Source organism: Luteitalea sp. TBR-22 (assembly GCF_016865485.1).
GTDB lineage: Bacteria > Acidobacteriota > Vicinamibacteria > Vicinamibacterales > Vicinamibacteraceae > Luteitalea.
Genome location: NZ_AP024452.1, coordinates 2,413,094 through 2,435,732 on the forward strand (window position 1 = coordinate 2,413,094; position 22,639 = coordinate 2,435,732).

Genomic DNA, 22,639 nt, shown 5'->3' on the forward strand with positions numbered 1-22,639 from the left:
CTGTCCTGCCGGCCCAAAGCCGGATACCATGGCGCCCACACGGCGCCTGCACTCTGCCCGTGCTCCGAGGAGTTCGTTCGATGACGCGTATGGGAATCCTCGCGTTCGTCGCCACGCTGGCGATGGGCGCTTCGGCGATCGCGCAACCGGCCGGCAAGGATGGCTGGACGCCGCTGTTCGACGGCAAGACCCTGGCGGGCTGGCGCTCGTTCAAGAGCGAGGCGCCGCCGGCCGGCTGGACCGTCAAGGACGGCATCCTCGCCCGCACCGACAAGGGCGGCGACCTGATGACCGTGGGGCAGTACGGCAGCTTCGAGCTCGAGCTCGACTACCGGATCGCCGTCGGCGGCAACAGCGGGATCATGTACCGCGTGGTCACGCAGGGGGACGCGCCGTACTGGAGCGGTCCCGAGTACCAGATTCTCGACAACGAGCGGCACCCCGACGCCAAGAACGGGCCCGACCGTCTCGCCGGCGCCAACTACGACCTGATCGCGCCGAGCGCTGCCGTCAGCAAGCCGGCCGGCGAGTGGAACACCGCGAAGATCGTCGTCCATGGCAACCACGTCGAGCACTGGCTGAACGGCACGAAGGTGGTCACCTACGAATTCGGCAGCCCCGAGTGGACGAAGATGGTGGCCGAGAGCAAGTTCAAGGTGTGGCCGATGTACGGCAAGGCGGCGCGCGGCCACATCGTGCTGCAGGACCACGGCGACCTCGTCGAGTTCCGCAACATCCGGATCAAGGACCTGAAGTAGATGCCCACCGCCACCCGCGTCAAGCTCTCCATCCTGATGTTCCTCACGTACTTCGTGTGGGGTACGTGGTACGTCACGATGGGGCCGTACCTCAATGAGGTCCTGAAGTTCAGCGGCGGGGAGATCGGCCTCGCGTACGGCGCCACCGCGCTGGCGGCCATCGTGTCGCCGTTCTTCGTCGGGATGGTCGCCGACCGCTACTTCGCCACCGAGAAGATCCTCGCGGTGCTGCACCTGGTCGGCGCGGCGCTGTTGTTCTACGTCTCGACGCTCACCGACTTCACCTCGTTCTACGGGGTCCTGCTGGTGTACACGCTCTGCTACATGCCGACGCTGGCGCTGGCCAACTCGCTGTCGTTCCGGCAGATGACCGACCCGGGCAAGGAGTTCCCGGCGGTCCGCGTGCTCGGCACCATCGGCTGGATCGTCGCCGGCTCGGTGATCGGGCTGATGGGCTTCGGGACCAGCGCCGGCATGTTCCGCGTCGCGGCGGTCTCGTCGGCGCTGCTGGGCCTCTACAGCTTCGCGCTGCCGCACACGCCGCCCACCGCGACCGGCGCGGCGACGTTGCGCAACATCCTCGGCCTCGACGCGCTCGCGCTGATGAAGGAACGCTCGTTCGCGATCTTCGTGATCGGCTCGTTCCTCATCTGCATCCCGCTGCAGTTCTACTACGGGCTGGCCGGCACGTTCCTCAGCGAGATCGGCGTCCCGGCCGTCGCCGCCAAGATGACGCTCGGGCAGTGGTCCGAGATCGGCTTCATGCTGCTGATGCCGTTCTTCTTCGCGCGGCTCGGCGTCAAGTGGATGCTGATCGTCGGCATGGCTGCCTGGGTCGTGCGCTACACGCTCTTCGCGTTCGGCAATGCCGACGCCGGGATGTGGATGCTCTACATCGGCATCCTGCTGCACGGCGTGTGCTACGACTTCTTCTTCGTCACCGGCCAGATCTACGTCGACAAGAAGGCGCCCGGGCACCTGCGTGGTGCGGCGCAGGGCTTCATCGCGTTCGTCACGCTCGGCGCCGGCATGTTCATCGGCTCGCTGGTCTTCGGCCGCGTGCTCGGCATGTACGAACTCGGCGCGGCCAGCCACAACTGGCCGGCCATCTGGGTCGTGCCGGCCGCCTTCGCTGCCCTCGTCCTGGCCCTCTTCGCCGTGATGTTCAACGAGAAGAAGGACGCGGAAGCCAGGTAGAGGGCGCGGCATTTCACAATTTCAGACTTTCACAATTTCATTGGCAGGGTCAGCGGATCGACCTGCTGACTCTGCTCCTGAAATTCTGAAATCCCTGCAATTCTGAAATTTCCGATGCTGTCTCTCCGAACCGTCCGCGTCACCCGCTATGTGACGCCGCTCCGTGAGGGCGGGTCGTTGCCGGCCATCGTCGAGGCCGACGATGACGGGCTGTACGTGCTCAAGTTCCGCGGGGCGGGGCAGGGGGCGCGGGCGCTCGTCGCCGAGCTGGTGGCCGGCGAAGTCGCGCGAACCCTGGGCCTGCCCGTTCCCGAGCTCGTGTTCGTCGATCTCGACCCCGACCTGGCGCGCACCGAGCCCGACCCGGAGATCCAGGAGCTGATCCGGGCCAGTGCCGGCCTCAACCTCGCGCTCGACTACCTGCCGGGCGCCGTCGGCTTCGACCCGGTCGCCGATCGCCTCGATGCCGCGCTGGCGTCGGAGATCGTGTGGTTCGACGCCTACACCAGCAACGTCGATCGCACCGCCCGCAACACCAACCTGCTGATGTGGCACCGCCGGGCGTGGCTCATCGACCACGGCGCGTGCCTGTACTTCCATCACGGGACGGACGCCGCCGACTTCGCGGCGCGCGTCGACGACCCCTTCACGCGCATCAAGGAGCACGTGCTGCTGCCGCGGGCCTCCGACCTCGCGGGGGCCGATGCCCGGCTGGCGCCGCGGCTCACGCCCGATGCCATCGCCGCGGTGGCCTCGCTCGTCCCCGACGCGTGGCTGCCGCCCGACGGCGCCGCCCAGGAGCGGGCCGCGTATGCGTCGTACCTGCGGACCCGGGTCGAGGGCGCCCGGCCCTTCGTCGAGGAGGCGGCCCGTGCGCGACGGCCACGCGTATGACTACGCGGTGATCCGCGTCGTGCCGCTCGTCGCGCGCGAGGAGTTCGTCAACGCGGGAGTGATCGTCTCGTGCCCGACGCTGCGCTTCCTCGACACGCGCATCGCCCTCGACGAGGCGCGCCTGCTGGCCCTCTCCCCTGGCGTCGACCTCGAGGCCGTGCGGAGTCACCTGGCGGCGTTCGAGGCGGTGGCCCGCGGACACGACGATGCCGGCCCGATCGGCGAGCTGCCGCCGCGGCAGCGCTTCCACTGGCTGGTCGCGCCGCGCAGCACCGTCATCCAGACCTCGCCGGCGCACACCGGCTGGTGCCGCGACCCCGCGATCACCATCGATCGCCTCCTGCGCCAGTACGTGGGCTAGCGCCTCGCGGCCTGGTGGCTACAATCCTGTCGGTGGTGCGCATCGTGCATCGAGGCAGGGCGTGCGCCCCACGGCGCGGCGTCGGCCGCGATGCGTCGCGCAGAGTCGTCAGTGACACGACAGACCTGTAAGGCGAGCCCCTCGGGCGGGATCGCCTGCGTCCCGCGAGATCGGCACGGTCGGGGACCACGCCGTTGCCCTGTGAGTCGGAAGGAGATGCTCATGACCGTCCCTGCCTGGCCCGTGCGCCGGGTGCTGCTCGCCCTGGTGGTCGCTGGCAGCGTGGCTGCCTGCTCGTCGGAGCCCGCGTCCGAGCCCGACGCTGCTTCGACCGCGGAGGCGCCGGTGGCGCCCAAGGCCCTGGAGGAGGCGACCGCGAAGGTCTTCGAGGAGACCGAGACCCACGCCGACCAGCCGCCGCACGGCGGCAAGATCGTGCCCCTGGGCGCACACGTGGCCCATGCGGAGGTCGTGTTGGTGCCCGACACCGGCGAGCTGACCGTGTACATCCTGGACGCCGAGGGGCAGCCCGGACAGCGCATCGCGCAGCCCGTGGTGCTCGTGGATGTCGAGACCAGCGGCCGCACGGTGCGACTCGAACTCGCGGCGAGCCCGCTCGACGGCGAGCGCTCGGGCGATGCGTCGCGCTTCACGGCGCGGTCCGACGATCTACTGCGCATGGCCGAGGGCAAGGCCACGCTCCGGTGGGTGGGCGTGAACGGGCAGGTTTTCAGCGACGTCGTGGTCAGCTGGCCCTAGCCGAGCGTCATAGGCCCCCGGCAGGGTTGGCCGTGGGGCGAAGAGTAGGGGAGAATCCGGACTGACCCTGTCGGTCGGCCATGCCAGCAGCACCCATCTACCTCGACTACCACGCGACGACGCCCGTCGATCCCCGTGTGTTCGGCGCCATGGCGCCCTACTTCATGGAGGTGTTCGGCAACCCGGCGAGCACCAGCCATCGCGTCGGCCTGCAGGCCCGCGCCGCCGTGGAGCAGGCGCGCCAGCGGATTGCCACCGCCGTGGGGGCGGCCTCGCCGCGCGAGATCGTCTTCACCTCCGGCTCCACCGAGTCGAACAACCTCGCCATCAAGGGCGTGGCCCGCATCTGCCGGCAGCGTGGTCGCCACGTCGTGACCGCCGCGACCGAGCACAAGTGCGTGCTCAACGCCTGCAAGGCGCTGCGCGACGAGGGCATCGACCTGACGATCCTGCCGGTGGCCACCGACGGCCGGCTGTCGGTGGACGCGGTCGAGGCGGCGTTGCGCCCCGACACGATCCTCGTGTCGCTGATGCACGCCAACAACGAGATCGGCGTGGTGCACGACCTGGCCGCGATCGGCGCGCTCTGTCGGGCGCGCGGCGTGCTGTTCCACACCGACGCGACGCAGTCGTTCGGCAAGCTGCCGGTGGACGTGCGGTCGCTGCAGGTGGACCTGCTCTCGATGAGCGGGCACAAGATGTATGGCCCGAAGGGCGTCGGCGCGCTCTACGTGCGCACGCCCTGTGCGCTGGCGCCACAACTGGACGGCGGCGGGCACGAAGGCGGCCTCCGGAGTGGCACCCTCAACGTCCCCGGCATCGTCGGCCTGGCCGAGGCCGTAGCCCTCGCGGTCGAGGACCTCGAGCACGACCGGCGCACGCAACAGGCTCTCCGCGACCGACTGTGGATGGCGCTGCGCGCGGCGTTCCCCGATGTGCTGCTCAACGGGCCCGACCCCGTCGCGATGCCTGACGCGCGGCTGCCCAACAACCTGAACGTCAGCCTCGCGGGGCCTGCCGGCGACGCGCTCCTCGCGGCGCTGGGCGACGACGTGTGCGTGTCGACGAGTTCGGCCTGCACGTCGGCGACCGGCGAAGCGTCGCACGTGCTCACCGCCATCGGTCGCGCGCCCGGCCTGACCAACCTGCGCATCAGCGTGGGACGCCCGACCACCGACGCCGAGGTCGACGCGGTCATCGCCGCCATCGAGCGGGCGGCTGCCCTTAAGATGTAGCCTTCGACCCAGGTCGATGGTCAACGGACGCGTCGAGCTGAAGCTCGGCGCCTACTCGCGCGTTCCGAAGGCCGAAGGCCGATGGCCCAAGGCCCAAGGCCGTTCCCCGAAGGAGTTCCACTCGCATGTCCCTCTCACGTCGCGCCCTGCTCGGCGCCGCTGGCACGGCCGCGGCTGCTGCGGCCCTCCCGTTCACGTCCACCGCTGGCGCGCAGGCGCCGGCCAGCCTCGGCAAGGGGCCCGGGCGCGTCAAGCTCGGTGTGTCGTCGTACTCGTACTGGCACTTCCGTCCGGCCGACCAGCCATACCCGCTCGAGAAGGTGATCGAGCACGCCGCCGCGGTGGGCGTCGAGGGCGTCGACCTCCTGCACCGGCAGATGCCGCGCGAGGACAACGCCTACCTGCAGTCGCTGAAGAAGCACGCCTTCGTCAACGGCATCGACCTCATCGCGCTGTCGATCCACCAGGGCTTCGTGTTCCCCGACGCCGCCGAGCGCCAGAAGAACATCGACCACACGGTCAAGTGCATGGAGCTGGCCTACGCGATGGGCATTCCGTGCCTGCGCCTCAACACGGGCCGCTGGAACACCACCAAGTCGTTCGACGACCTGATGAAGAACCGCGGCATCGAGCCGGTGCTGCCGGGCGTGACCGAGGACCAGGGCTTCGCCTGGTGCATCGAGTCGATCGAGAAGCTGCTGCCCACCGCCGAGAAGCTCGGCGTGGTCCTCGCCCTCGAGAACCACTGGGGCCTGGCGCGCACCGCCGACGGCCTGATGCGGATCGTCGACGCGGTGAACTCGCCGTGGCTCGGCGTGCTGGCCGACACGGGCAACTTCCTCGACGACCAGTACGCGCAGTTCGAGAAGATTGCCCCCAAGACGGTCTTCGTGCAGGCCAAGACGTATGAGGGCGGCGGCGAGTGGTACTCGCTCGACATCGACTACACGCGGATTGCCAGGATCCTCGCCGCGCAGCAGTACCGCGGCTACGTGTCGCTGGAGTTCGAGGGGAAGGCGCCGGCCGAGACGGCAGTGCCCAAGGCGATCGCGCAGCTGCGCGCGGCGTTCAAATAGGGCTCAAAGGCTCACGGCTCAGGGCTCAGGGAGCATCCTGATGGATGCCGACGGACGTAGCCGTCGGACTTGAAGACTCGCCATCTGCGCCGGCGGCGCTTGGCGAGTTGTCCGACGGGGGGCGCGAGGGCAGGCGAGGGCTCAGATGGCATCCGGAGCGAAGTCGGAATGCCTTCTGAGCCTTGAGCCTTGAGCCGTGGGCCGTGTGCCAACGGCGCGGTCGGAGACCGCGCCCTACCTAGTGCTTTGCGAACACGGTGATCTTGCCGGCCTCGGTGAAGGCCACCGTGTCGTACTTCTGCGGCGCCGGGCCTTCCATGCCCGGCGAGCCGACCGGCATGCCGGCGACGGCGATGCCCTTGATCTTCGGCTGCTCGGCGAGCATGCGCTTCACGTCGGCGGCCGGCACGTGTCCTTCGACCACGTACGGTCCGACGAGCGCGGTGTGGCACGAGGTCGCCGTCGGCGGCACCTTGTGCGTCTGCCTGATGATGGTCAGGTCGTCACGGTGCTGCGTCTGCACCGTGAAGCCGGCGGCCTGCAGGTGCTCGACCCACTTGGTGCAGCACCCGCACGTCGGCGTCTTGTAGACCACGATCGTCGGCGCCTTCTGCTGCGCCGTCACCACCACGCCGGCCAGCGCCAGCGCCCCCACGAGCCCGCTGGCCAAGCGTGCCACGACGTTCTGCGTCACGAGAAACCCTCCGTTGGCCAACATACCATCGTCCGGGCACCGGGCACCGGGGATCGGGCGCCGGGGATCGGGCACCGGGCGCCGGGCGTCCGATGCGCGTGGCCTAGCGCGGCAGTGGCGTCTCCATCTCCGCCGCCGCCCAGGCGACCGCGGCGATGCCCGCCGCCGCCTTGGCGACCTCGCGCGGGTCGATGCGCTCGACCGTGTCGGCGGGCGTGTGGTGGATCACGAAGTACTTCGACGCATCGCCCGAGAGCGCCATGGTCGGCGTCTGCCCGAGCTGCGCGATGGGCCCGATGTCGGCGCCGCCGCCGCCGGGTCCCAGCGGCGGGAAGCCGATGGGGCGGAGGAGATCCACCACGTCGGCCATCATCTGGCGCGCCCGGTCGTTGCCGGTGAACCCGAGTCGCATGGGCTCGAACACGCCGATGTCCGACTCCAGTGCGAGCACGTGGGCGCCGGCGTCGGCCGCGAAGCCGTCGCGATAGGCCAGGCCGCCGCGCAGCCCGTTCTCCTCGTTGGTGAACAGCACGACGCGCACGGTGCGCCGGGGCCGCATCCCGAGCTGGGCCATCAGCCGCGCGGCTTCCCAGGTGACGATGCAGCCGACGCCGTCGTCGGAGGCGCCGCCAGCCGGGTCCCACGAGTCGAAATGGCCCCCGAGCAGCACGACCTCCTCGGGGCGCTCACGCCCGGTGATCTCGCCGATCACGTTGGCCGAGTCGGCATCTGGCAGCGTCCGTGCCGCCATGCGCAGCCGGAGCGTCACGGGCACCGAGCGGGCGAGCAGGCGCGACAGGCGCTGGGCGTCCTCCACGGGAATGGCTGCGGCGGGGATCTGCGGGACGCCGGCCTGGTAGGTCAACGCGCCGGTGTGGGGCGTGCGCAGGCCGATGGGGCCGACCGAGCGCACGAGCGCGGCCACGGCCCCGTGTCGGGCGGCCTGGCTCGGGCCGATCGCCCGGTAGGCCACCGTCTGCCCGTAGGACGTGAAGGGCACGTCGAACAGCACGATGCGACCCCTGGCCTCGGCGGCGCGGGCGTTCAGCTCGTCGAAGCTCCGCACCACGAGCAGCGGTGCCGTGATGCCGTCGCCGGGCGTGCCGACACTGCCCCCGAGGCCGAGCATCACCAGAGGAGACGGGGCAGGCGTCACGAGCTCGAGCGACTCGTCTCCGCGTACCCAATGCGGGGCCCTGGTGGGTTGCAGCCTGACGCGATCGAGGCCGTCGCGACGCATCGCCTCGGCGGCCCAGTCGATGGCGAGTTCCAGGTTGCGCGAGCCGGTGAGTCGGCTGCCGAAGGTGTCGCAAAGTTCCGCGAGCCGATCCCAGCCTCGGCTGGTGGCCAGGCTCGCCTCGACGAGCCGCATGATGTCGGCGCTGATCGACCCCAACCACGCAGGCGCGGCCGGCTGGGCGACGGACGTGGCCGGCTGTGACTGGCCACGCGCGGCGCGCCCGCGCTCGGCGGCGGCGATGGCGGGGACGGTCGCGAGGAACTGGCGGCGGGTCGGCATTGGCCCGCGATTATCCGCGAAAACGCCCGCCGGGCTCGCGCCAGCGTACGCCTCGAGCGAGGTGTTCGTCGCTGGATGTGACGCTTTGTCCTGTAGAGTCTTGCCGACCGCACCACTTACGGGCGCCGGATGACATGCTCTCGATCGACGGTCAGGCCCGCGACCCTCTGGGTCACCCCGTCCGGCCAGGTGATCGTGGCGTCGACGGGGCCGGTCGCGGAGCCGAGTCCGATGTGCAGTCGGGTGTCCGAGGAAGACAGGTAGCTGCCGCCCGAACGCACCCGGCGCACGACCGGCGGCGCGCCAGGGAGGTCGACGCGTACCGACGCGCCGAGCGCGCGCCGATTGCCGGTTGCCGCCGCCAACGACAACCGCAGCCAGTGGCCGGTCGCGCTGGAGACGTTGCGCAGCAGCCGGACCGGCCCGCCGTTGTTGGTCACCAGCACGTCCACGCGCCCATCGAGGTCGATGTCGCCGAAGGCCGCGCCGCGGCTCACCTCCACGAGTTCGAGGCCCGGTCCTGCCTGGGTCGTCAGCTCCGTGAGGCGGACGGGCGGCGCGGGCGCCCGGCCAGCGGCCTTGGCCGCGACGCTGGCCGCGGGCCTCGTGGTGAACAACTGGTTGCGCTGCCTGAACGGGTTGGGCGTCGCGCGCAGCGACGGGATCAGGTTCACCGCGCCGTTGGCGATGAACAACTCGAGCCACCCGTCGTTGTCGGCGTCGAACCAGTCGGCCCCGAAGCCGGTCATCATCGCCGTGGCCGACGACAGGCCGACGGCCGCCCTTCGATCCTCGAAGGCGCCGGTGCCGTCGTTCTCGTAGAGGACGAACGTCTCGCCGATGATGTTGGTCACCACCAGGTCGTCGTCGCCGTCACGGTCGTAGTCGCCGGCGGCGATGCCCATGCTGCCCTCCGGGCGCCCCGCGGCGTTGTACGCGGTCCCCGACAGCGGCCCGAGGTCCTCGAACGTGCCATCGTGCCGGTTGATCCAGAGCTGGTTCGGGGTGGCGTCGTTGGCGACGTAGATGTCAGGCCAGCCGTCGGCGTCGAAGTCGCTCACCGCGACGCCGAGCGCGTTGCCGTCGGCCCGGGTGAGGCCGGCCGCGGCGGTGACGTCCTCGAAGGTGCCGTTGCCACGGTTGCGCAGCAGCCGATCCGGCACTGGCCGGTACGCCACGGGCGCACAGTAATCGCGCAGCCCAGCCGCCTCCATGCACGGCTTGTTGCCGGCCGGCGTGAAATCCACGTAGTTGCCCACGAACAGGTCGAGGTCGCCGTCGCGGTCGTAGTCGACGAAGGCGGCCGCCGTGCTCCAGCGCGGGTCGTTCGCGCCGGCCTCCTGCGTCACGTCGCGGAAGCGGCCCTGGCCCTCGTTCCTGTACAGCACGTTGTCGCCGTAGGTCGTCACGTACAGGTCGACATCGCCGTCGCCGTCGTAGTCGCCTACCGCGGTGCCCATGCCCTGCGCCACGAGCCCGACGCCGGCCTGCGCGGTCACGTCGGTGAACCGCAGGGTGCCCCCCGGCTTCTCCAGGTCGTTCCGGAACAGGCGCGACGTCGCGGGCTCAGGTGCCCGCGACGCGGTGCCTGGCGTCAGATTCCCGGTCCCCGCAGCCGGTGCCCGGTCCTGCGCCGTCCCCGGCGCACCCTGCACCAGGAACACGTCGAGGTCGCCGTCATCGTCGTAGTCGAACAGCGCGGCACCAGCGCCCATGATCTCGGTGAGCCAGTAGTCGCCACGCGCGCCGTTGTCGTGCACGAAGCGCAGGCCGGTGGCCTCGGCCACGTCCTCGAACCGGGGGCTGCCTGGCTGTTGGCCCGACAGCGCCAGCCCGCCGCCGACCGAGGCGACGATGACCAGCGTGGGCAGGAGCACGGTGCGCTTCACTTGAGCCTCTGAAGGTCGCGCTCGATGGCCGCGGCCAGGTCGGCCTGCCCGTGCCGACGGGCCCGCGCCAGGGCGTCCTCGCCGAGGCGGCGCGCGCCCGCGGCGTCGCCCTTGCGAGCAAGGACCGCGCTCGCGGCGTAGACGTACCGCACGCTCTCCGCATCGTCGGGTGAGGCCAGTGGCACCAGCACCGCGAGGGCCTCGTCGAGTTGGCCGCGGCTGACGAGCGCGCGCGCGAGGTTGAAGTGGAAGCCGCGTTGTCGCGGCATGGCCGCCGCAGCGGCCCGGTATCCGGCCTCTGCCTCTGCCGCCTGGCCGGTGGTCTCGGCAATCAGCCCGAGAGCGTTGTGGGCCTCGGCATCCTGCGGATTGGCCGCGATGGCCAGCCGCAGGATGGCCTGCGCCCGCGCCGGTTCCTTCAGCGCGAGCAGCGCGAGGCCGAAGGCGTGATGCGCCTCGGCGAGCTGCGTGCCGCTGGCGACCACCGCCTGGTAGTGCGACTCGGCCTTCGGCAGGTTGCCGGTCCGTCCGTAGAGCGTGATCAGGTTCACGCGTGCTTGCAGGAGGTCGGGGTTCTTCGCCACCGCCTCCTCGTGCAGGACGATGGCCGGGGCGGCATCTGCGCGTGAGGCTTCGTCGATGCCCCGCTGCAGGAGCGCCGACGCGTCGGTGCGCACCGACGCCAGGCGAGCCGAGTAGGGGTCGGGTGGCATCGGCCAGCACGCCAGGCATTGCTGCTGACGGGCGATCGAGACCCGCGCCGCGTCCATCTCGCCGGCCTTGCGCTGGAGCAGGGCCAGCGCGTAATGGGCGGCGCCGAACGTCGGCACCAGCGCCACCGCCCGCTCGAACTCGGCGCGCGCACGTGTCGGGTCGCCCGATGCCACCGCGACGCGGCCGAGGCCATAACGCGCGGCAGGCTCGGCTTCGGCCATCTGCACGGCGCGTTCGTAGGCCTTGCGTGCCTCTTCGAGCCGCGCCTGCTCGAGCAGCGCGTCGGCGTACCGCAACAGCAGGAGCGGGGTGGGGGAGAGCGCTGCGGCGCGGGCATACGCGGTGACCGCCGTGTCGTGACGGCCCATGCGGGTGGCGAGCACGCCCGAGAGCGCCCACCATGTCACGTCGTCCGGGGCGAGCCGCTGCGCCTCGGCGTATGCCTGCGCGGCGAGTTCGTACTGTTCCCAGGCGTGCAGCACCAGCGCCAGTTCGCCGACGGCGGTTGCATCGGCTGGCCTGGCCGCCACGGCGTCGCGGGCGGCGCCGATCTGGGTGCGTGCGTCGGGAGGGTAGCTGTCGAGGGGCACGCTGCGCCAGTCCGCGGGCGCCTGCAGGGCCAGCGTGCCGGCCAGCAGCAGGGGGGCGAACGGGAGGACGGCCACGACGGCATTACAGCATGGATGCGGCCGGGAACTGGGAGCTGCGGTGCTGGGTGCCCAGGGCGGTCGGTAGTGATGGGGCGCTGTGCGCCTGCCCCTCCTCCCTCACCACGTCGCGCTCCATGTCGCTCGGCCTCAGGACGGACGTCCCTCGTCCCTTGCTCTCTCCTCCCTTGTCCCTGGCCGCCCTCGTGACTCGTCCCCTCGTCCCTGTTCCCTTGGACCGCTACAAGAAAAACGCCCCGGCACCCTCTCGGGTACCGGGGCGAAGTCACCCCGCGTGGGGAGACGTCAGAGCTTGGTGGGACGGCCGGCTCGGAGAGCCGGCCCTACCCATTTAGAACGCGAAGCGCAGGCCGAGCTGCACGCGCCGCGGGTTGCGGGCGAGCGAACGGATGCGCATGAAGTTCGGGTCGGTCAGGCCGGTGACCGGGTTCCCCCACTGCGTGTGGTTGAACACGTTGGTCGACTCCGCACGGAACTCCATGCGGTAGCGGCCGATCGGGAACGCCTTGAAGAGCGAGAAGTCGAGGTTCCAGTTCGCGGGTCCGCGGAAGGCGTTGCGGCCCGAGTTGCCCCAGCGGTTGCCGGGCTGGCTGAACTGCGACGGGTCGTACCACGGCTCGTTCGGGCCGGCCGTACCGAAGCCACCCTTGAGCTCGCCCGTCACCTGGGCCGACTGGAAGCCGCCGACCTGCTGGAGCAGGCCGTTGTCACCGCCCACCGAGAACGGCGTGCCCGAGACCCACGACGCGATGCCGTTGACCTGCCACGCGCCGAGGAGCGTGTACAGGGCGCCGCCCTGATCCTTGAAGAAGGGCAGCTCGTACACGAAGCCCATCTGGAGCATGTGCGGACGGTCGTAGCCGGCGCGCGCGTAGTTGCGGGCGATCTGCGAGGGCTGGTTCCACGTCAGGCCCACCCAGCCGTCGTCGTCGGTCTCGTTGAGCGCCTTCGAGAAGGTGTAGGCGCCCTTGAGGAGCAGGCCGTTCTTGAACGGGCGGTTCAGGGCCATCTGCAGCGAGTGGTAGCGCGCCTTGGTGCGCGACCCCCACGACAGGATGCTGGCGTTGCCCGCCTGGGTGAAGTACTGGCGGTTGACGTTGCCGCCGGACTCGGCCCAGTTCAGGTTCAGGTCGGCGTAGCCGTTGTTGGTGGCGGTGCCCACGTAGCCCGTGCTCAGCGAGAGGTCACCGGGGAGGCGGCGCTCGATGAACACGTTCCAGGAGTCGATCGTGCCGCGCTCGATGTTGCCGGCCTCGGGCGAGCGCATGTCGACGCCGCGCGGGAGCGGCACGTTGCCGCTGGCCACGTCGGGGTTCGGGGCGCCCGGGATGCCGTTGGCGAGCGAGCCGTAGGGGATGAACCCGTTCGGGCCGGCGCCGGTGTAGGCGATCGTCAGCGGGTAGAAGCCGCGCATCGGGCGCGACCACGGCATCGGGTTGAACGTACGGCCGTAGCCGGCGCGCAGCACCGTGTCGTCGTTCAGGCGGTAGGCAGCGCCGAGGCGCGGCGCGAACAGGCCCTTCGACGGGTTGAGACCGTTGAGCTCTTCAGGGTTGCCACCGACGCCACCGAGGCGCACGGTGAAGGTGCTCAGGTCGAGCTGCTCGATGCCGCGGCTCTCACGGCTCATGAGCGGGTAGTACTCGTAACGCAGACCGGCGTTGACCGTCAGCTTGTCGTTCACCTGCCAGCGGTCGTTGATGTACACGCCGAACTGGTTCTCGCGACCCGTCATCTTCTCGAACTGCACCGACTTGCCGAAGTCGCTCATCAGGCCGAGCTGGAACGCCGCGTAGTTGTTCCACGCCAGCGTGGCATAGCCGGGCACGCCGGTGATGCCGCCGCCGAAGTTGAAGTTGCCGCGCGGGTTGTTGATCTCCGGCTGCCAGTGGTCGAGGCCGAGCTTGACGTAGTCGAAGCCCGAGCGGATCTCGTGCTTGCCCGCGACCTTGGTCACGTTGGTCGAGAACGTGTAGTTGACCTCGTCACGCGTCACCGGCGTCCAGCCGGCGTTGTTGCCGAGCGTCGACACACCGGGGTTGAAGGCCGGCATGCCCGAGTAGTAGTCGAGGTACTCGCCCGTCGAACCGGGGCCCGTCACGCCGGCGTTGTTGGTGCCGGGGATGCGGAACACGTCGAGGCCGTAGTTGGTGCCGAAGTCAGGCCCCTGCGACTGGTGCGTCATGTTGTTGTAGCCGAACGTGGCGTCCCAGATGAGGGTCGGGGTGATCGTGTAGGTCTGGCCGACCGACCACACCTTCACGGTCGTGTCGCCGCCACCGGCTTCCTCGAACGGCAGGTAGAACAGGTCCTGCACCGAGGCGATCATGGTCGAGTACTTGCCCCAGATCTGGTTGGCCGCCGTGCGGTTCCAGTTGACCTTGAAGTCGAGGTTGTCGCGCTTGGCCTCGGGGAAGCGGGCGATCTCGTAGTTGTTCTGCGTGCCGTTGTTGGTACCGGTCGCGTTCGGCAGCGGGTAGAGCGCCTGGATGGCGCGCGACTGCGTCGACATGCGCTCCATCGGGATCTGCGCATTGGCAAACTCGGTACGGCCCGCGCCGGTGGCGGGGTCGCCCGTGTTCGGGTCGTACAGGCGGAAGTTCGGGTTGAACGCGAGCACCTCGCTGAAGTCGCCGTTGCGCATCCGCGCGGTCGGCACCGTGTAGATGTCGATGCGCGAGTTCTTCTCGAGGTTGCGCTCCCAGCCGCCGAAGTAGAACAGGCGGTTCTTCTTGATCGGGCCACCCACCGTGCCGCCGAGGATGTCGACGCTGGAGTTCGGGTTGTCGGCCGCCGAGAAGTAGGCCTGACGCGCGTTGAACTCATCCTGGTTGCGGAAGTAGAAGGCCGAGCCGCGGAGCTCGTTGGTGCCCGACTTGGTGGCCACCGAGACCGCCGCGCCGCCCGTCATGCCCTGGCTGGCGTCGAACGAGTTGGTCGAGATGTTGACCGTCTCGATCGTCTCCACCGGCGCCACGTAGCCCACGTGGTGCGGCAGCCACACGTTGATGGAGGCCGCGCCGTCGATACGGGTCACGTTGTTGTTGCGGTTGGTGCCGTTGACGTTGGTCGTCAGCGCGCGGCCCGGCGTGTCGGTCTGCGCGTTCTGGAAACCGACCGGCGTCGCGCCGGGCACCAGGTTCATCAGGCCCTGGTAGTTGCGGTACTGGTTCAGCGGGAGGTTGACCACGTCGGCCGGCTTGAGGTTCACCGACACGTCGGCCTTGTCCGTCTTCAGGAGGGCCGCCTCGGTCGTGACCGTCACCGACTCGGTCAGCGCGCCGACCTCGAGCTTCGCGTCCACACGCGACGTCTCGTTCTGCGCCACCGGCAGGCCGGTCTGGATGTACTCCTTGAAGCCCTGCAGGGAGGCCTTCACCGTGTAGGTGCCGGGCTGCAGGTTGCGGATCGCATAGGCGCCAGTCTCGTCGGTCACACCGGAGACCTCGAGACCAGTGCCCTGGTTGATGACCGTGACGGTGGCGCCAGGGATGGCAGCGCCAGAGTCATCGACGACCGTACCGGCAATCGTGCCGTACAGGGCTTGCGCCGAGACATTCGCGGGAAGCAGCGTCATTGCTGCCGCCATCACGATGGCCAGGCCTCGAGCTAGAAGGGTTCGAACAGGGGTCACTCACACCTCCGAATAGGGGGTTGTACAGACAGCGACCGTTGATGGTGCAACCTTTACGCCACTCGTCTGTAACAAGTGTCCAAAATGACCCGGAATCGTTAACTCGTTGTCTGGCAGGTAGTTGACCCGCGCGTGGCGGCTAATGCAAATGCATGAGTTCAGCCCGCGGGCGACGCGGCGGTCGGGATCTTCGGCGGATTGGATCGGGCCGCTCCGGATTCTTGAAGTGGTTCGGCCACTTTGCTCGTTTGCATCATCTGGGGACAAACGGGAGGTCACGCGTGCCGGGCACGGAGGGCCAAGCCCCGGCCCGCGTCCTCGGACGGCAGACAGCACCGGTCCTGCGCCGAGGCGAGCGTTGGGCGGCCCACCTGACCCCCGGGGCCGGTGGGCCGGCCCCCGTGAGCAGGATTCCCCGAATTGCTGGACAAGCGGGTGCGCTACGCTGCCGGCCATGCGCATCCTGTGGGCCGCGATCGTGGTCGCCCTGGGCGCCCTCGCCACGCCGCTCGCGCAGCCGACGACGCCCTCGTCGACGCTGCCGCGGCTGATCGTCGACGCCGGCGAGGTCGACCGGGCCGAGGCGTGGGCGCAGGTCCAACTGCCGCCCCGGGTGCGCGGCGCCGACCTGCAATTGCGTCGGGAAGACGATGGCGAGGTCGTGCCGCTGCAGATCGGGCCCTATCGCGAGGCCTGGATCCTGCTGCCGCGGCTGCGTGCCGGCACGACGACCGTGTTCCGCATCGAACCCGCGATGCGGCCGGCGCGGGCCGATCGGGTCACGGCGACGCGCGACGTGTCGCACGTCAGGGTCGCCGTCGACGGCCGGCCGGCCTTCACGTACGTCGGGGAGCCAGGGCCCCTGCCACGTGGTGTGGACGAGGTGTTCACGCGTGGCGGCTACATCCATCCCGTCACCACGCCCTCCGGGCGTCGCGTCACCGAGGACTATCCCCCCAATCATCGTCACCATCACGGCATCTGGGCGGCGTGGACGCGCACCCGCTTCGACGGACGCTCGCCCGACTTCTGGAACATGGCCGACAGGACCGGCGCCGTGGAGTTCGAGCGCCTGAGCCGCACGTGGTCGGGGCCGCTCACCGCCGGCTTCGACACGCGGCATCGCTACATGGACCTCTCGGCCCCGACGCCGACGACGGTGCTGCTCGAGGACTGGCGCGTGATCGCCTATGCGTGGCCGACGTCCGACCGACCGTGGCACGTCTTCGACGTCGAGATCACGCAAGCGCTCACCGGCGGGCTGCCGCTCGACCTGCCACCCTACCGCTACGGCGGCGTCGGTGTCCGCGGTCGCCACGACTGGGACGGGGCCGACAAGGCCGCCGTCATCACGTCGGCGGGACGTACCCGCACCACAGGGCATGGCACCCGGGCGACGTGGATGGCGATGGGCGGGCTCGTCGACGGGCAGCGGGCAGGCATCGCCATGCTGTCGCACCCCGACAACGTGCAGTCACCGCAGCCGGTCCGCATCCATCCCACCGAGCCCTTCCTGAACTTCGCGCCGCAGCAGGCGGGCGCGTTGACGCTGCGCCCCGGCGAGCCCTTCCGGCTCCGTTACCGCTTCGTGGTGTTCGACGGCGCTCCCGATGCGGCGCGCCTCGACGCGCTCTGGCAGGCCTGGGCGACGCCGGTGAGGTGGAGGATCGAGTGAGCCGCGATGCCTGGAATGCGGCAGGCTGAGGGCTCAGGGCTCAGGGCTCAGGGCTCAGGGCTCAGGGTAGAAGGGTAGAAGGGTAGAAGGGTAGAAGGTACAAGACAAAGGATCGAAGGCCGAAGGCCGAATGACGAAGGCCGACTGACAAGGCCGCATGACGAACACCGTCGGTGACGTCCGGTGCCCGGTCCCCGGTGCCCGGTGCCCGGTCCCTGCCTACCCCCGCGCGTAGCGACGCACGACGGCTTCGTACGCGTCCCGCTGGCGCTCGATCGAGGTCATCAGGGCCACCTGGGCGCGGGCCCGTTCGAGGTTGTGGTGCTGGCGATGGACGCGGTAGTACGTATCGCCCTGGAGGTGGTCGGCCAGGAACCGGATCGCCTGCTCGAACGCCAGCAACTGGCCCGCGAACGCCAGCCAGGCGACCTCGGCAGGACGGAGGAAGTCGCCCGCCGACGAGAGGTATCCGCGCACGAGCGCCTCGAACATCTCTGGCCGCGACGCCACGCGCGACGCGTCGGGCTCGTCCTCGGCGGCGGCATTGGTCGCCGTGCGCACCATGTCGCCGAAGTCGATGGGCGCCAACCCCGGCATCGTCGTGTCGAGATCGACGACGCAGAGCGCCTCGCCGGAGGCGACGTCGATCATCACGTTGTTGATCTTCGTGTCGTTGTGGGTGACCCGCTCGGGGATGTCGCCCGCGGCCGCGGCGGCGAGCAGGCGGTCGGCATCGGCCTCGTGCGCCAGGAGCTGGTCGATCAGCTCGCGGCAGCCCTGCGCGCGATTGCACGGGTCGCCGTCGACCGCGCGCACGAAGGCGTCGAAGCGTCGCCGCGTGTGGTGGAAGTCGGGGATCGTGTCGTGCAGGCGCTCGCCCGGCAGGTCGGCGACCTGGGCCTGGAAGGCGCCGAATGCCCGCGCCGCCGCCTCGGCCTGCTGCGGTGTCTCGACGATGTCGTAGGTGCGCGTGCGCTCGATGAACAGGTACGTGCGCCACACCGCGCCGTCAGCGTCGACGACGAAGGGCCGGCCGTCGCGCGCCGGCACGAGCGTGAGGGCGCGGCGCGACGCGTCGGGCAGGTGGGCCAGGCGGGTCGCGGCGTGGGTGAGCACGCGGGCCACGTTGTCCATGAGCCGTTCGGGCTCGCGGAACACGTGGCCGTTGATGCGCTGGTGGATGTAGCGCACCGGCGTGCCGGCCTGATCGTAGGTGGCCGCGTACGTCTCGTTGATGTGGCCGCTGCCGTAGGGCGCGGCGGCGACCTGGGTTCCGAGGATCTGGAACCGCGCGCCGAGGGCGCGCAGGTCGCGTGGCGGTGCCTGCGCCATCCGTCAGCCGAAGAGGGGCGCGGGGTAGGCGCCGCTGGACGCCAGATCGGCCATGGCGGCGACGACGCCGGGCTTGTCCTCGCGGTAGGTGACCCCGAACCAGCGGCTCGTGGTCGGCAGCACCTCCACCACGCACTGGCCCCGGTTGATCAGCACGTCGACGGTCGCCGGGATGTAGCACTCCGACTTGAGGTCCTGCCCGTCGCGCGCCAGGAACTCCTCGAAGACCGCCTCGATCTGCGGGAACAGCGCCGGCGTGAAGCCCCACATGTTCATCGAGACCGGTTCCTGCCCCGTGAGTCGCTCGGGCGGCACCGTCCCGTCCTGGTTCTCCACGTGGTCGCCGACCGGCAGGACCTTGGTGAGTTCGCGGATCGACGCCAGGTGGCCCTGCGCGTCGGTGACGCAGACGCCGCGCGCCACCGTGCCGTGCGGCGACAGCGTGGTGCGCAGCGTGAAGCCGACCATCGCGTACCGGGTCGGGTCCTGCTGCCGCGCCGGGTCGGCGAGGAAGTCGTGCAGCACCTGGTAGGAGTGCTGGCCGTAGAAGTCGTCGGCGTTGATCGCGGCAAATGGCGTCGTGATCACGTCGCGCGCCGCCAGGATCGCGTGGGTCGTGCCCCAGGGCTTGGTGCGGTCGGCCGGACGGGTGAAGCCGCCGGGCAACTCGTCCATGTCCTGGAAGCAGTAGGCGGCGTCGATGCGCCCTTCGTAGCGCGACAGGACCTGCTGCCTGAAGTCCTGTTCGAAGTCGCGGCGGATGACGAAGACGACCTTCCCGAAGCCGGCGCGCAGCGCATCGAAGATGGCGTAGTCCATCACGGTCTCGCCGTGCGGACCCATGGGGTCGAGTTGCTTGAGGCCGCCGTAGCGGCTGCCCATGCCGGCAGCCAGGACGAGAAGGGTCGGGGTCATCGGTTATGAGGTCGAAGGATCCGGGATGGGGCCTTGCACGCGAACGGTCGAGCGCGAATAATCCGCCCGGGATCGCTCCCGCACGCACATCCTTCGTGTTGTACACCACTTTGCCCGCGCGTGGCACCGCGCCAGGATCCACCCCATGAAGATGGTCGTCTCGATCCGGCAGCGGAGCTTCGCCCGGTACGTGGCCTTCGACCTGGCCGAGGCGGCCCGCCGTCTGGGCCATGTCGTCCACTGGATCGACTTCGACGCGTTGCAGCAGGGAACCGCGGCGCGTGGCCCCGACGCCTATCGGGAAGCGCTCGGGCGCGTCGACGAGCAGGTGCGGGCCTTTGCGCCCGACCTCGTCCTCAGCTACGGCATCGAGGCCATCGTCCCGCCCTTCCTGCGGGAGGTCCCCGGTGACTCCTGGACGCTGGCCGATGCCGCGCGCGCCCCGGTCGCCTGCTTCTTCTACGACTTCGGGGTGCCGTTCGACCGGCCCGTCGACGCCGCGACCGCGCCGTGGGTCGCGCGTGCCCAGCGAGCCGACGTGCGCGTCTTCTGCTGGGATCGGCAGGCGCTGGCCGACCTGCAGCGCTACGGGGTGGCCGCCGAGTACCTGCCGATGGCCGTCAACGAGGCGATGTTCTTTCCCCCGCCCGGCGATGGCCTGCGGGACCTGCCGGTCGTGTTCTCGGGAGGTCCGACGCCGGAACGGATGGCGGCCCTCAGGGCCGTGGCGCCGCACGGCCTGGCCATCTACGGCTACGACGAGGCCGCGTGGACGACCGACCCGGTGCTCGCGGCGAGCTACCGGGGCTTCGTGCCCGAGCGCGACCGGCTGCGCGACATCTACCAGCGGGCACGCGTCACGCTCAACGTCACCCGCGCGCACGGCCGCGCCAGCCTCAACATGCGGGTGTTCGAGGCGATGGCCTGCGGGTGCACCGTGATCACCGATCAGGCCGAGGAGGCCGCGGCACTCTTCACGCCCGGTGAGCACCTCGTGACGATCGATCGCGACGAGTCACCGGCGGCCGTCGTGTCGCGGGTGCTCGCCGACGAGGCGCGGCGCGCGGCCATCGGCGCGCACGGGGCGGCCTGCGTGCGACGCGACCACACGTACGTCGAGCGACTATCGTCGATCGCTCCGCAACTCAAGGCCCTGGTGAGCGAGTCGCGGGCCTGGGCCTTCTGGGACTCCTTCCTCGCGGTCGATCCCGACAAGGCGTTGCGCTTCCTCGGGGTGCTGCGCGCCGAGCGCAGCCTGCTGCGCGAGGATCTCTGGCACATGGCCGAGGCCGAGGCGCTCGGTCGCCTCGGGCGACGAGCGTTGGCGCTGCGGGCCTGCCGCGAGGCACAGCGACGCAACCCGGCGCTGCTGGGGCTCGATCGACTGGCGGAGCAACTGCAGACGCACTGAGAAGTGGTCCCCGCGCGCCGATGGCGGTCGGCGCGGCGGGGGATGGGCAGGGTGCCCTGGCTCAGTGAGATGAACTACGTGTCGAGAGGAACGATTGGTGCAGTTGAACGCGCGATGACGCGAGCCTGAACGCCCCGCGCGGGCAGGTGTGTCCGGCCTCGGGGGCCTGCGACACGAGAAGAAGGCGTGCGGTAAGCACGCCAGTCACTGGAGCACGATGCGTGCCACGTCGGGAGGGCCGAAATCGCGCGCCATGTCCGCCGACCGCGCCGCGAGCGCTGTCGGAAATCCCCCAAGGGGTGGGGAAGTCCGTGCACCCGGCCCCAACGCGTAGGACGATGCCTACTCGTGGCGGATGGATCGACACCAACGATCGTTGGTGCCGCCACACTTTCTCCACACTTGCGTGGTGAGCTTGTGGTGATGGGACACTCTGCCGTGGCCTGGTGGCGCAGCCTGTACTGGCGCATCGGTGTCAGCTTCGTCGTGCTGGTGATCGGCATCTCGCTCGTCCAGGGTCTGCTCTTCACGTACCAGTGGCGCAACCTGTCGCGCGACCCGCACCGTTCCCCGCACGGGGTGGTGCAGGAACTGGCGCTCGAGTACTCGACGGCCCTCGAGCGTGGGGGACGAGTGGACCTCAAGCGCCTGCAGCGCGAGCAGTACCCCGACTGGCCGTTGCTGTACGCCGTGATGACCGACGGGACCGTCGCGGGCGCTCCCGAGGCGCCCATGCCGCCCGAGCAGCTGACCTTCGCGCGCCAGTTGCTCCCGTCGCCGCCCCGTCGGCATGTCGAGAGCGAGGTCGGCCCGATGGTGACGGCGCCGATCCACGTCAACGGGCAGCTGCGCGGCCTCGCGGTGCTCATGTTCGAGTCCCGCGGACTGCTGCACGAGGCCGGTCGCTTCCTCTCCTGGTCGGGCCTCCTCCTGCTCCTCGGCGGCTCGGTGGCGGCCGCATGGTTCGTCGTCACGCCGGCCCGCCGGAAGCTGTCGGCCCTCGAGGCGGCGGCCGAGGCGATGCGCGAAGGCGACCTCAAGGCGCGCGCGTGCGAAACGGGTGGCGACGAGGTCGCGCGGGTCGCGCGGGCCTTCAACCGCATGGGCGAGCAGTTGGTGGAGCGCGACGAGGCGCTCAGGCGCGTCGACCAGTTGCGGCGGCAGATGCTGGCCGACGTGTCACACGAGCTGAAGACGCCGCTGACCGCGATGCGGGGGTTCATCGAGACGTTGCAGATGCCGGAAATCGCGGCAGACGACGACCGGCGCACCCGATACTTCGCGACGCTGGAGCGCGAGACCCGACGGCTGGAGCGGCTGGTCGCGGACCTGCTCGACGTCGCGCGCCTCGAGAACGGCGTCGGCGACTTCGAGATGCGCGTCTTTGCCGTCGGCCGGCTCCTCGAGCAGGTGGCCCGGCGCAACGAGCCGGTCGCGGCCGACGCGGGCGTCGCGCTGGCGATCGCGGTGGACGAGTCGGCCGACCAGGCCTACGGCGACCCGCACCGCCTCGAGCAGGCCATCGACAACCTCGTGGCCAACGCGCTGCGCTACACCCCGTCGGGCGGCACGGTGCGCATGGCGGCCAGCGCCACGGCGGAGGCGATCGTCGTGACCGTGAGCGATACCGGGCCGGGCATCCCGACCGAGCACCTCGCGCACGTGTTCGATCGGTTCTACAAGGCCGACCCCTCGCGCGCCGCGACGCGCCAGGGCAGCGGGCTCGGTCTCTCCATCGTCCGTGCCATCGTCGTGCGCCACGGCGGTACGGTGACGGTCGCCAGTTGTCCGGGTGAGACGACCTTCACGCTACGCCTGCCGACAGTTTGAAATTCGACATTCGAAATTGATCGGCGGCTGGCCTGTCGGCCTTGCCGCTCGACACATCCCGAGGGGCGGCGGCGCAGC

General features: G+C 70.1%; 17 protein-coding genes. 10 read left to right on the top strand and 7 right to left on the bottom strand.

Going from position 1 to position 22,639, the window contains the following annotated elements; all coding sequences use genetic code 11:
* Positions 1-80: 80 nt before the first annotated feature.
* The 7 genes from TBR22_RS09915 (at position 81) to TBR22_RS09945 (ending at position 6,280) form a co-directional block, all read left to right on the top strand.
* Complete coding sequence (locus tag TBR22_RS09915) at positions 81-758, top strand: DUF1080 domain-containing protein (protein WP_239492816.1); 678 nt, start codon at positions 81-83, stop codon at positions 756-758.
* Positions 759-1,955 (top strand): nucleoside permease, encoded by a 1,197-nt coding sequence (locus TBR22_RS09920; RefSeq protein ID WP_239492817.1) that lies wholly within the window; start codon positions 759-761, stop codon positions 1,953-1,955.
* A gap of 114 nt (positions 1,956-2,069) precedes the next feature.
* Positions 2,070-2,849, top strand: coding sequence for a HipA family kinase (locus TBR22_RS09925; RefSeq protein ID WP_239492818.1), 780 nt, complete (start codon positions 2,070-2,072; stop codon positions 2,847-2,849).
* Positions 2,827-3,210, top strand: a complete 384-nt coding sequence (locus TBR22_RS09930; RefSeq protein WP_239492819.1) for a DUF3037 domain-containing protein — start codon at positions 2,827-2,829, stop codon at positions 3,208-3,210. Before TBR22_RS09925 ends, TBR22_RS09930 begins: the two co-directional genes overlap by 23 nt.
* A gap of 222 nt (positions 3,211-3,432) precedes the next feature.
* Positions 3,433-3,969 (top strand): hypothetical protein, encoded by a 537-nt coding sequence (locus TBR22_RS09935; protein WP_239492820.1) that lies wholly within the window; start codon positions 3,433-3,435, stop codon positions 3,967-3,969.
* A gap of 80 nt (positions 3,970-4,049) precedes the next feature.
* Entirely contained in the window at positions 4,050-5,204 is a 1,155-nt protein-coding gene (locus TBR22_RS09940; RefSeq protein ID WP_239492821.1) for a cysteine desulfurase family protein, read from the top strand.
* A gap of 125 nt (positions 5,205-5,329) precedes the next feature.
* Positions 5,330-6,280 (top strand): sugar phosphate isomerase/epimerase, encoded by a 951-nt coding sequence (locus TBR22_RS09945; RefSeq protein ID WP_239492822.1) that lies wholly within the window; start codon positions 5,330-5,332, stop codon positions 6,278-6,280.
* Between the two features lie 238 nt (positions 6,281-6,518).
* Here TBR22_RS09945 and TBR22_RS09950 read toward each other — a convergent pair whose 3' ends face one another.
* The 5 genes from TBR22_RS09950 to TBR22_RS09970 form a co-directional block, all read right to left on the bottom strand.
* Entirely contained in the window at positions 6,519-6,974 is a 456-nt protein-coding gene (locus TBR22_RS09950; RefSeq protein WP_239492823.1) for a DUF411 domain-containing protein, read from the bottom strand.
* A gap of 103 nt (positions 6,975-7,077) precedes the next feature.
* Positions 7,078-8,493 (bottom strand): M28 family peptidase, encoded by a 1,416-nt coding sequence (locus tag TBR22_RS09955; RefSeq protein WP_239492824.1) that lies wholly within the window; start codon positions 8,491-8,493, stop codon positions 7,078-7,080.
* Between the two features lie 116 nt (positions 8,494-8,609).
* Complete coding sequence (locus TBR22_RS09960; protein WP_239492825.1) at positions 8,610-10,382, bottom strand: CRTAC1 family protein; 1,773 nt, start codon at positions 10,380-10,382, stop codon at positions 8,610-8,612.
* Entirely contained in the window at positions 10,379-11,761 is a 1,383-nt protein-coding gene (locus tag TBR22_RS09965) for a tetratricopeptide repeat protein (protein ID WP_239492826.1), read from the bottom strand. The genes TBR22_RS09960 and TBR22_RS09965 overlap by 4 nt, the downstream gene beginning before the upstream one ends.
* 334 nt (positions 11,762-12,095) lie before the next feature.
* Positions 12,096-15,341, bottom strand: a complete 3,246-nt coding sequence (locus TBR22_RS09970) for a TonB-dependent receptor (RefSeq protein ID WP_239492827.1) — start codon at positions 15,339-15,341, stop codon at positions 12,096-12,098.
* Positions 15,342-15,852: 511 nt separating this feature from the next.
* On the opposite strand from TBR22_RS09970, the gene TBR22_RS09975 reads away from it, so the two are divergent.
* Positions 15,853-17,073, top strand: coding sequence for a PmoA family protein (locus TBR22_RS09975; RefSeq protein WP_239492828.1), 1,221 nt, complete (start codon positions 15,853-15,855; stop codon positions 17,071-17,073).
* Between the two features lie 219 nt (positions 17,074-17,292).
* Here TBR22_RS09975 and TBR22_RS09980 read toward each other — a convergent pair whose 3' ends face one another.
* Both TBR22_RS09980 and TBR22_RS09985 read right to left on the bottom strand, forming a co-directional pair.
* Entirely contained in the window at positions 17,293-18,405 is a 1,113-nt protein-coding gene (locus TBR22_RS09980) for a phosphotransferase (protein WP_239492829.1), read from the bottom strand.
* A gap of 3 nt (positions 18,406-18,408) precedes the next feature.
* A complete protein-coding gene (locus tag TBR22_RS09985; protein WP_239492830.1) occupies positions 18,409-19,320 on the bottom strand; it encodes a hypothetical protein in 912 nt (303 codons plus the stop codon).
* 145 nt (positions 19,321-19,465) lie between these two features.
* Between TBR22_RS09985 and TBR22_RS09990 the strand changes: the two genes are divergently transcribed.
* Together TBR22_RS09990 and TBR22_RS09995 are read left to right on the top strand one after the other, a co-directional pair.
* The gene (locus tag TBR22_RS09990) at positions 19,466-20,731 is read left to right on the top strand and encodes a glycosyltransferase (RefSeq protein ID WP_239492831.1); all 1,266 of its coding nucleotides are present in this window, start codon (positions 19,466-19,468) and stop codon (positions 20,729-20,731) included.
* 423 nt (positions 20,732-21,154) lie between these two features.
* Complete coding sequence (locus TBR22_RS09995; protein WP_239492832.1) at positions 21,155-22,561, top strand: cell wall metabolism sensor histidine kinase WalK; 1,407 nt, start codon at positions 21,155-21,157, stop codon at positions 22,559-22,561.
* The last annotated feature ends 78 nt before the right edge of the window (positions 22,562-22,639 follow it).

Coding starts and splice junctions, on each gene's coding strand:
- TBR22_RS09975 (WP_239492828.1), top strand. CDS start 15,853: ATGCGCATCCTGTGGGCCGCGATCGTGGTCGCCCTGGGCGCCCTCGCC.
- TBR22_RS09985 (WP_239492830.1), bottom strand. CDS start 19,320: ATGACCCCGACCCTTCTCGTCCTGGCTGCCGGCATGGGCAGCCGCTAC.
- TBR22_RS09935 (WP_239492820.1), top strand. CDS start 3,433: ATGACCGTCCCTGCCTGGCCCGTGCGCCGGGTGCTGCTCGCCCTGGTG.
- TBR22_RS09920 (WP_239492817.1), top strand. CDS start 759: ATGCCCACCGCCACCCGCGTCAAGCTCTCCATCCTGATGTTCCTCACG.
- TBR22_RS09990 (WP_239492831.1), top strand. CDS start 19,466: ATGAAGATGGTCGTCTCGATCCGGCAGCGGAGCTTCGCCCGGTACGTG.
- TBR22_RS09915 (WP_239492816.1), top strand. CDS start 81: ATGACGCGTATGGGAATCCTCGCGTTCGTCGCCACGCTGGCGATGGGC.
- TBR22_RS09980 (WP_239492829.1), bottom strand. CDS start 18,405: ATGGCGCAGGCACCGCCACGCGACCTGCGCGCCCTCGGCGCGCGGTTC.
- TBR22_RS09925 (WP_239492818.1), top strand. CDS start 2,070: ATGCTGTCTCTCCGAACCGTCCGCGTCACCCGCTATGTGACGCCGCTC.
- TBR22_RS09940 (WP_239492821.1), top strand. CDS start 4,050: ATGCCAGCAGCACCCATCTACCTCGACTACCACGCGACGACGCCCGTC.
- TBR22_RS09995 (WP_239492832.1), top strand. CDS start 21,155: ATGGGACACTCTGCCGTGGCCTGGTGGCGCAGCCTGTACTGGCGCATC.
- TBR22_RS09955 (WP_239492824.1), bottom strand. CDS start 8,493: ATGCCGACCCGCCGCCAGTTCCTCGCGACCGTCCCCGCCATCGCCGCC.
- TBR22_RS09945 (WP_239492822.1), top strand. CDS start 5,330: ATGTCCCTCTCACGTCGCGCCCTGCTCGGCGCCGCTGGCACGGCCGCG.
- TBR22_RS09970 (WP_239492827.1), bottom strand. CDS start 15,341: ATGACGCTGCTTCCCGCGAATGTCTCGGCGCAAGCCCTGTACGGCACG.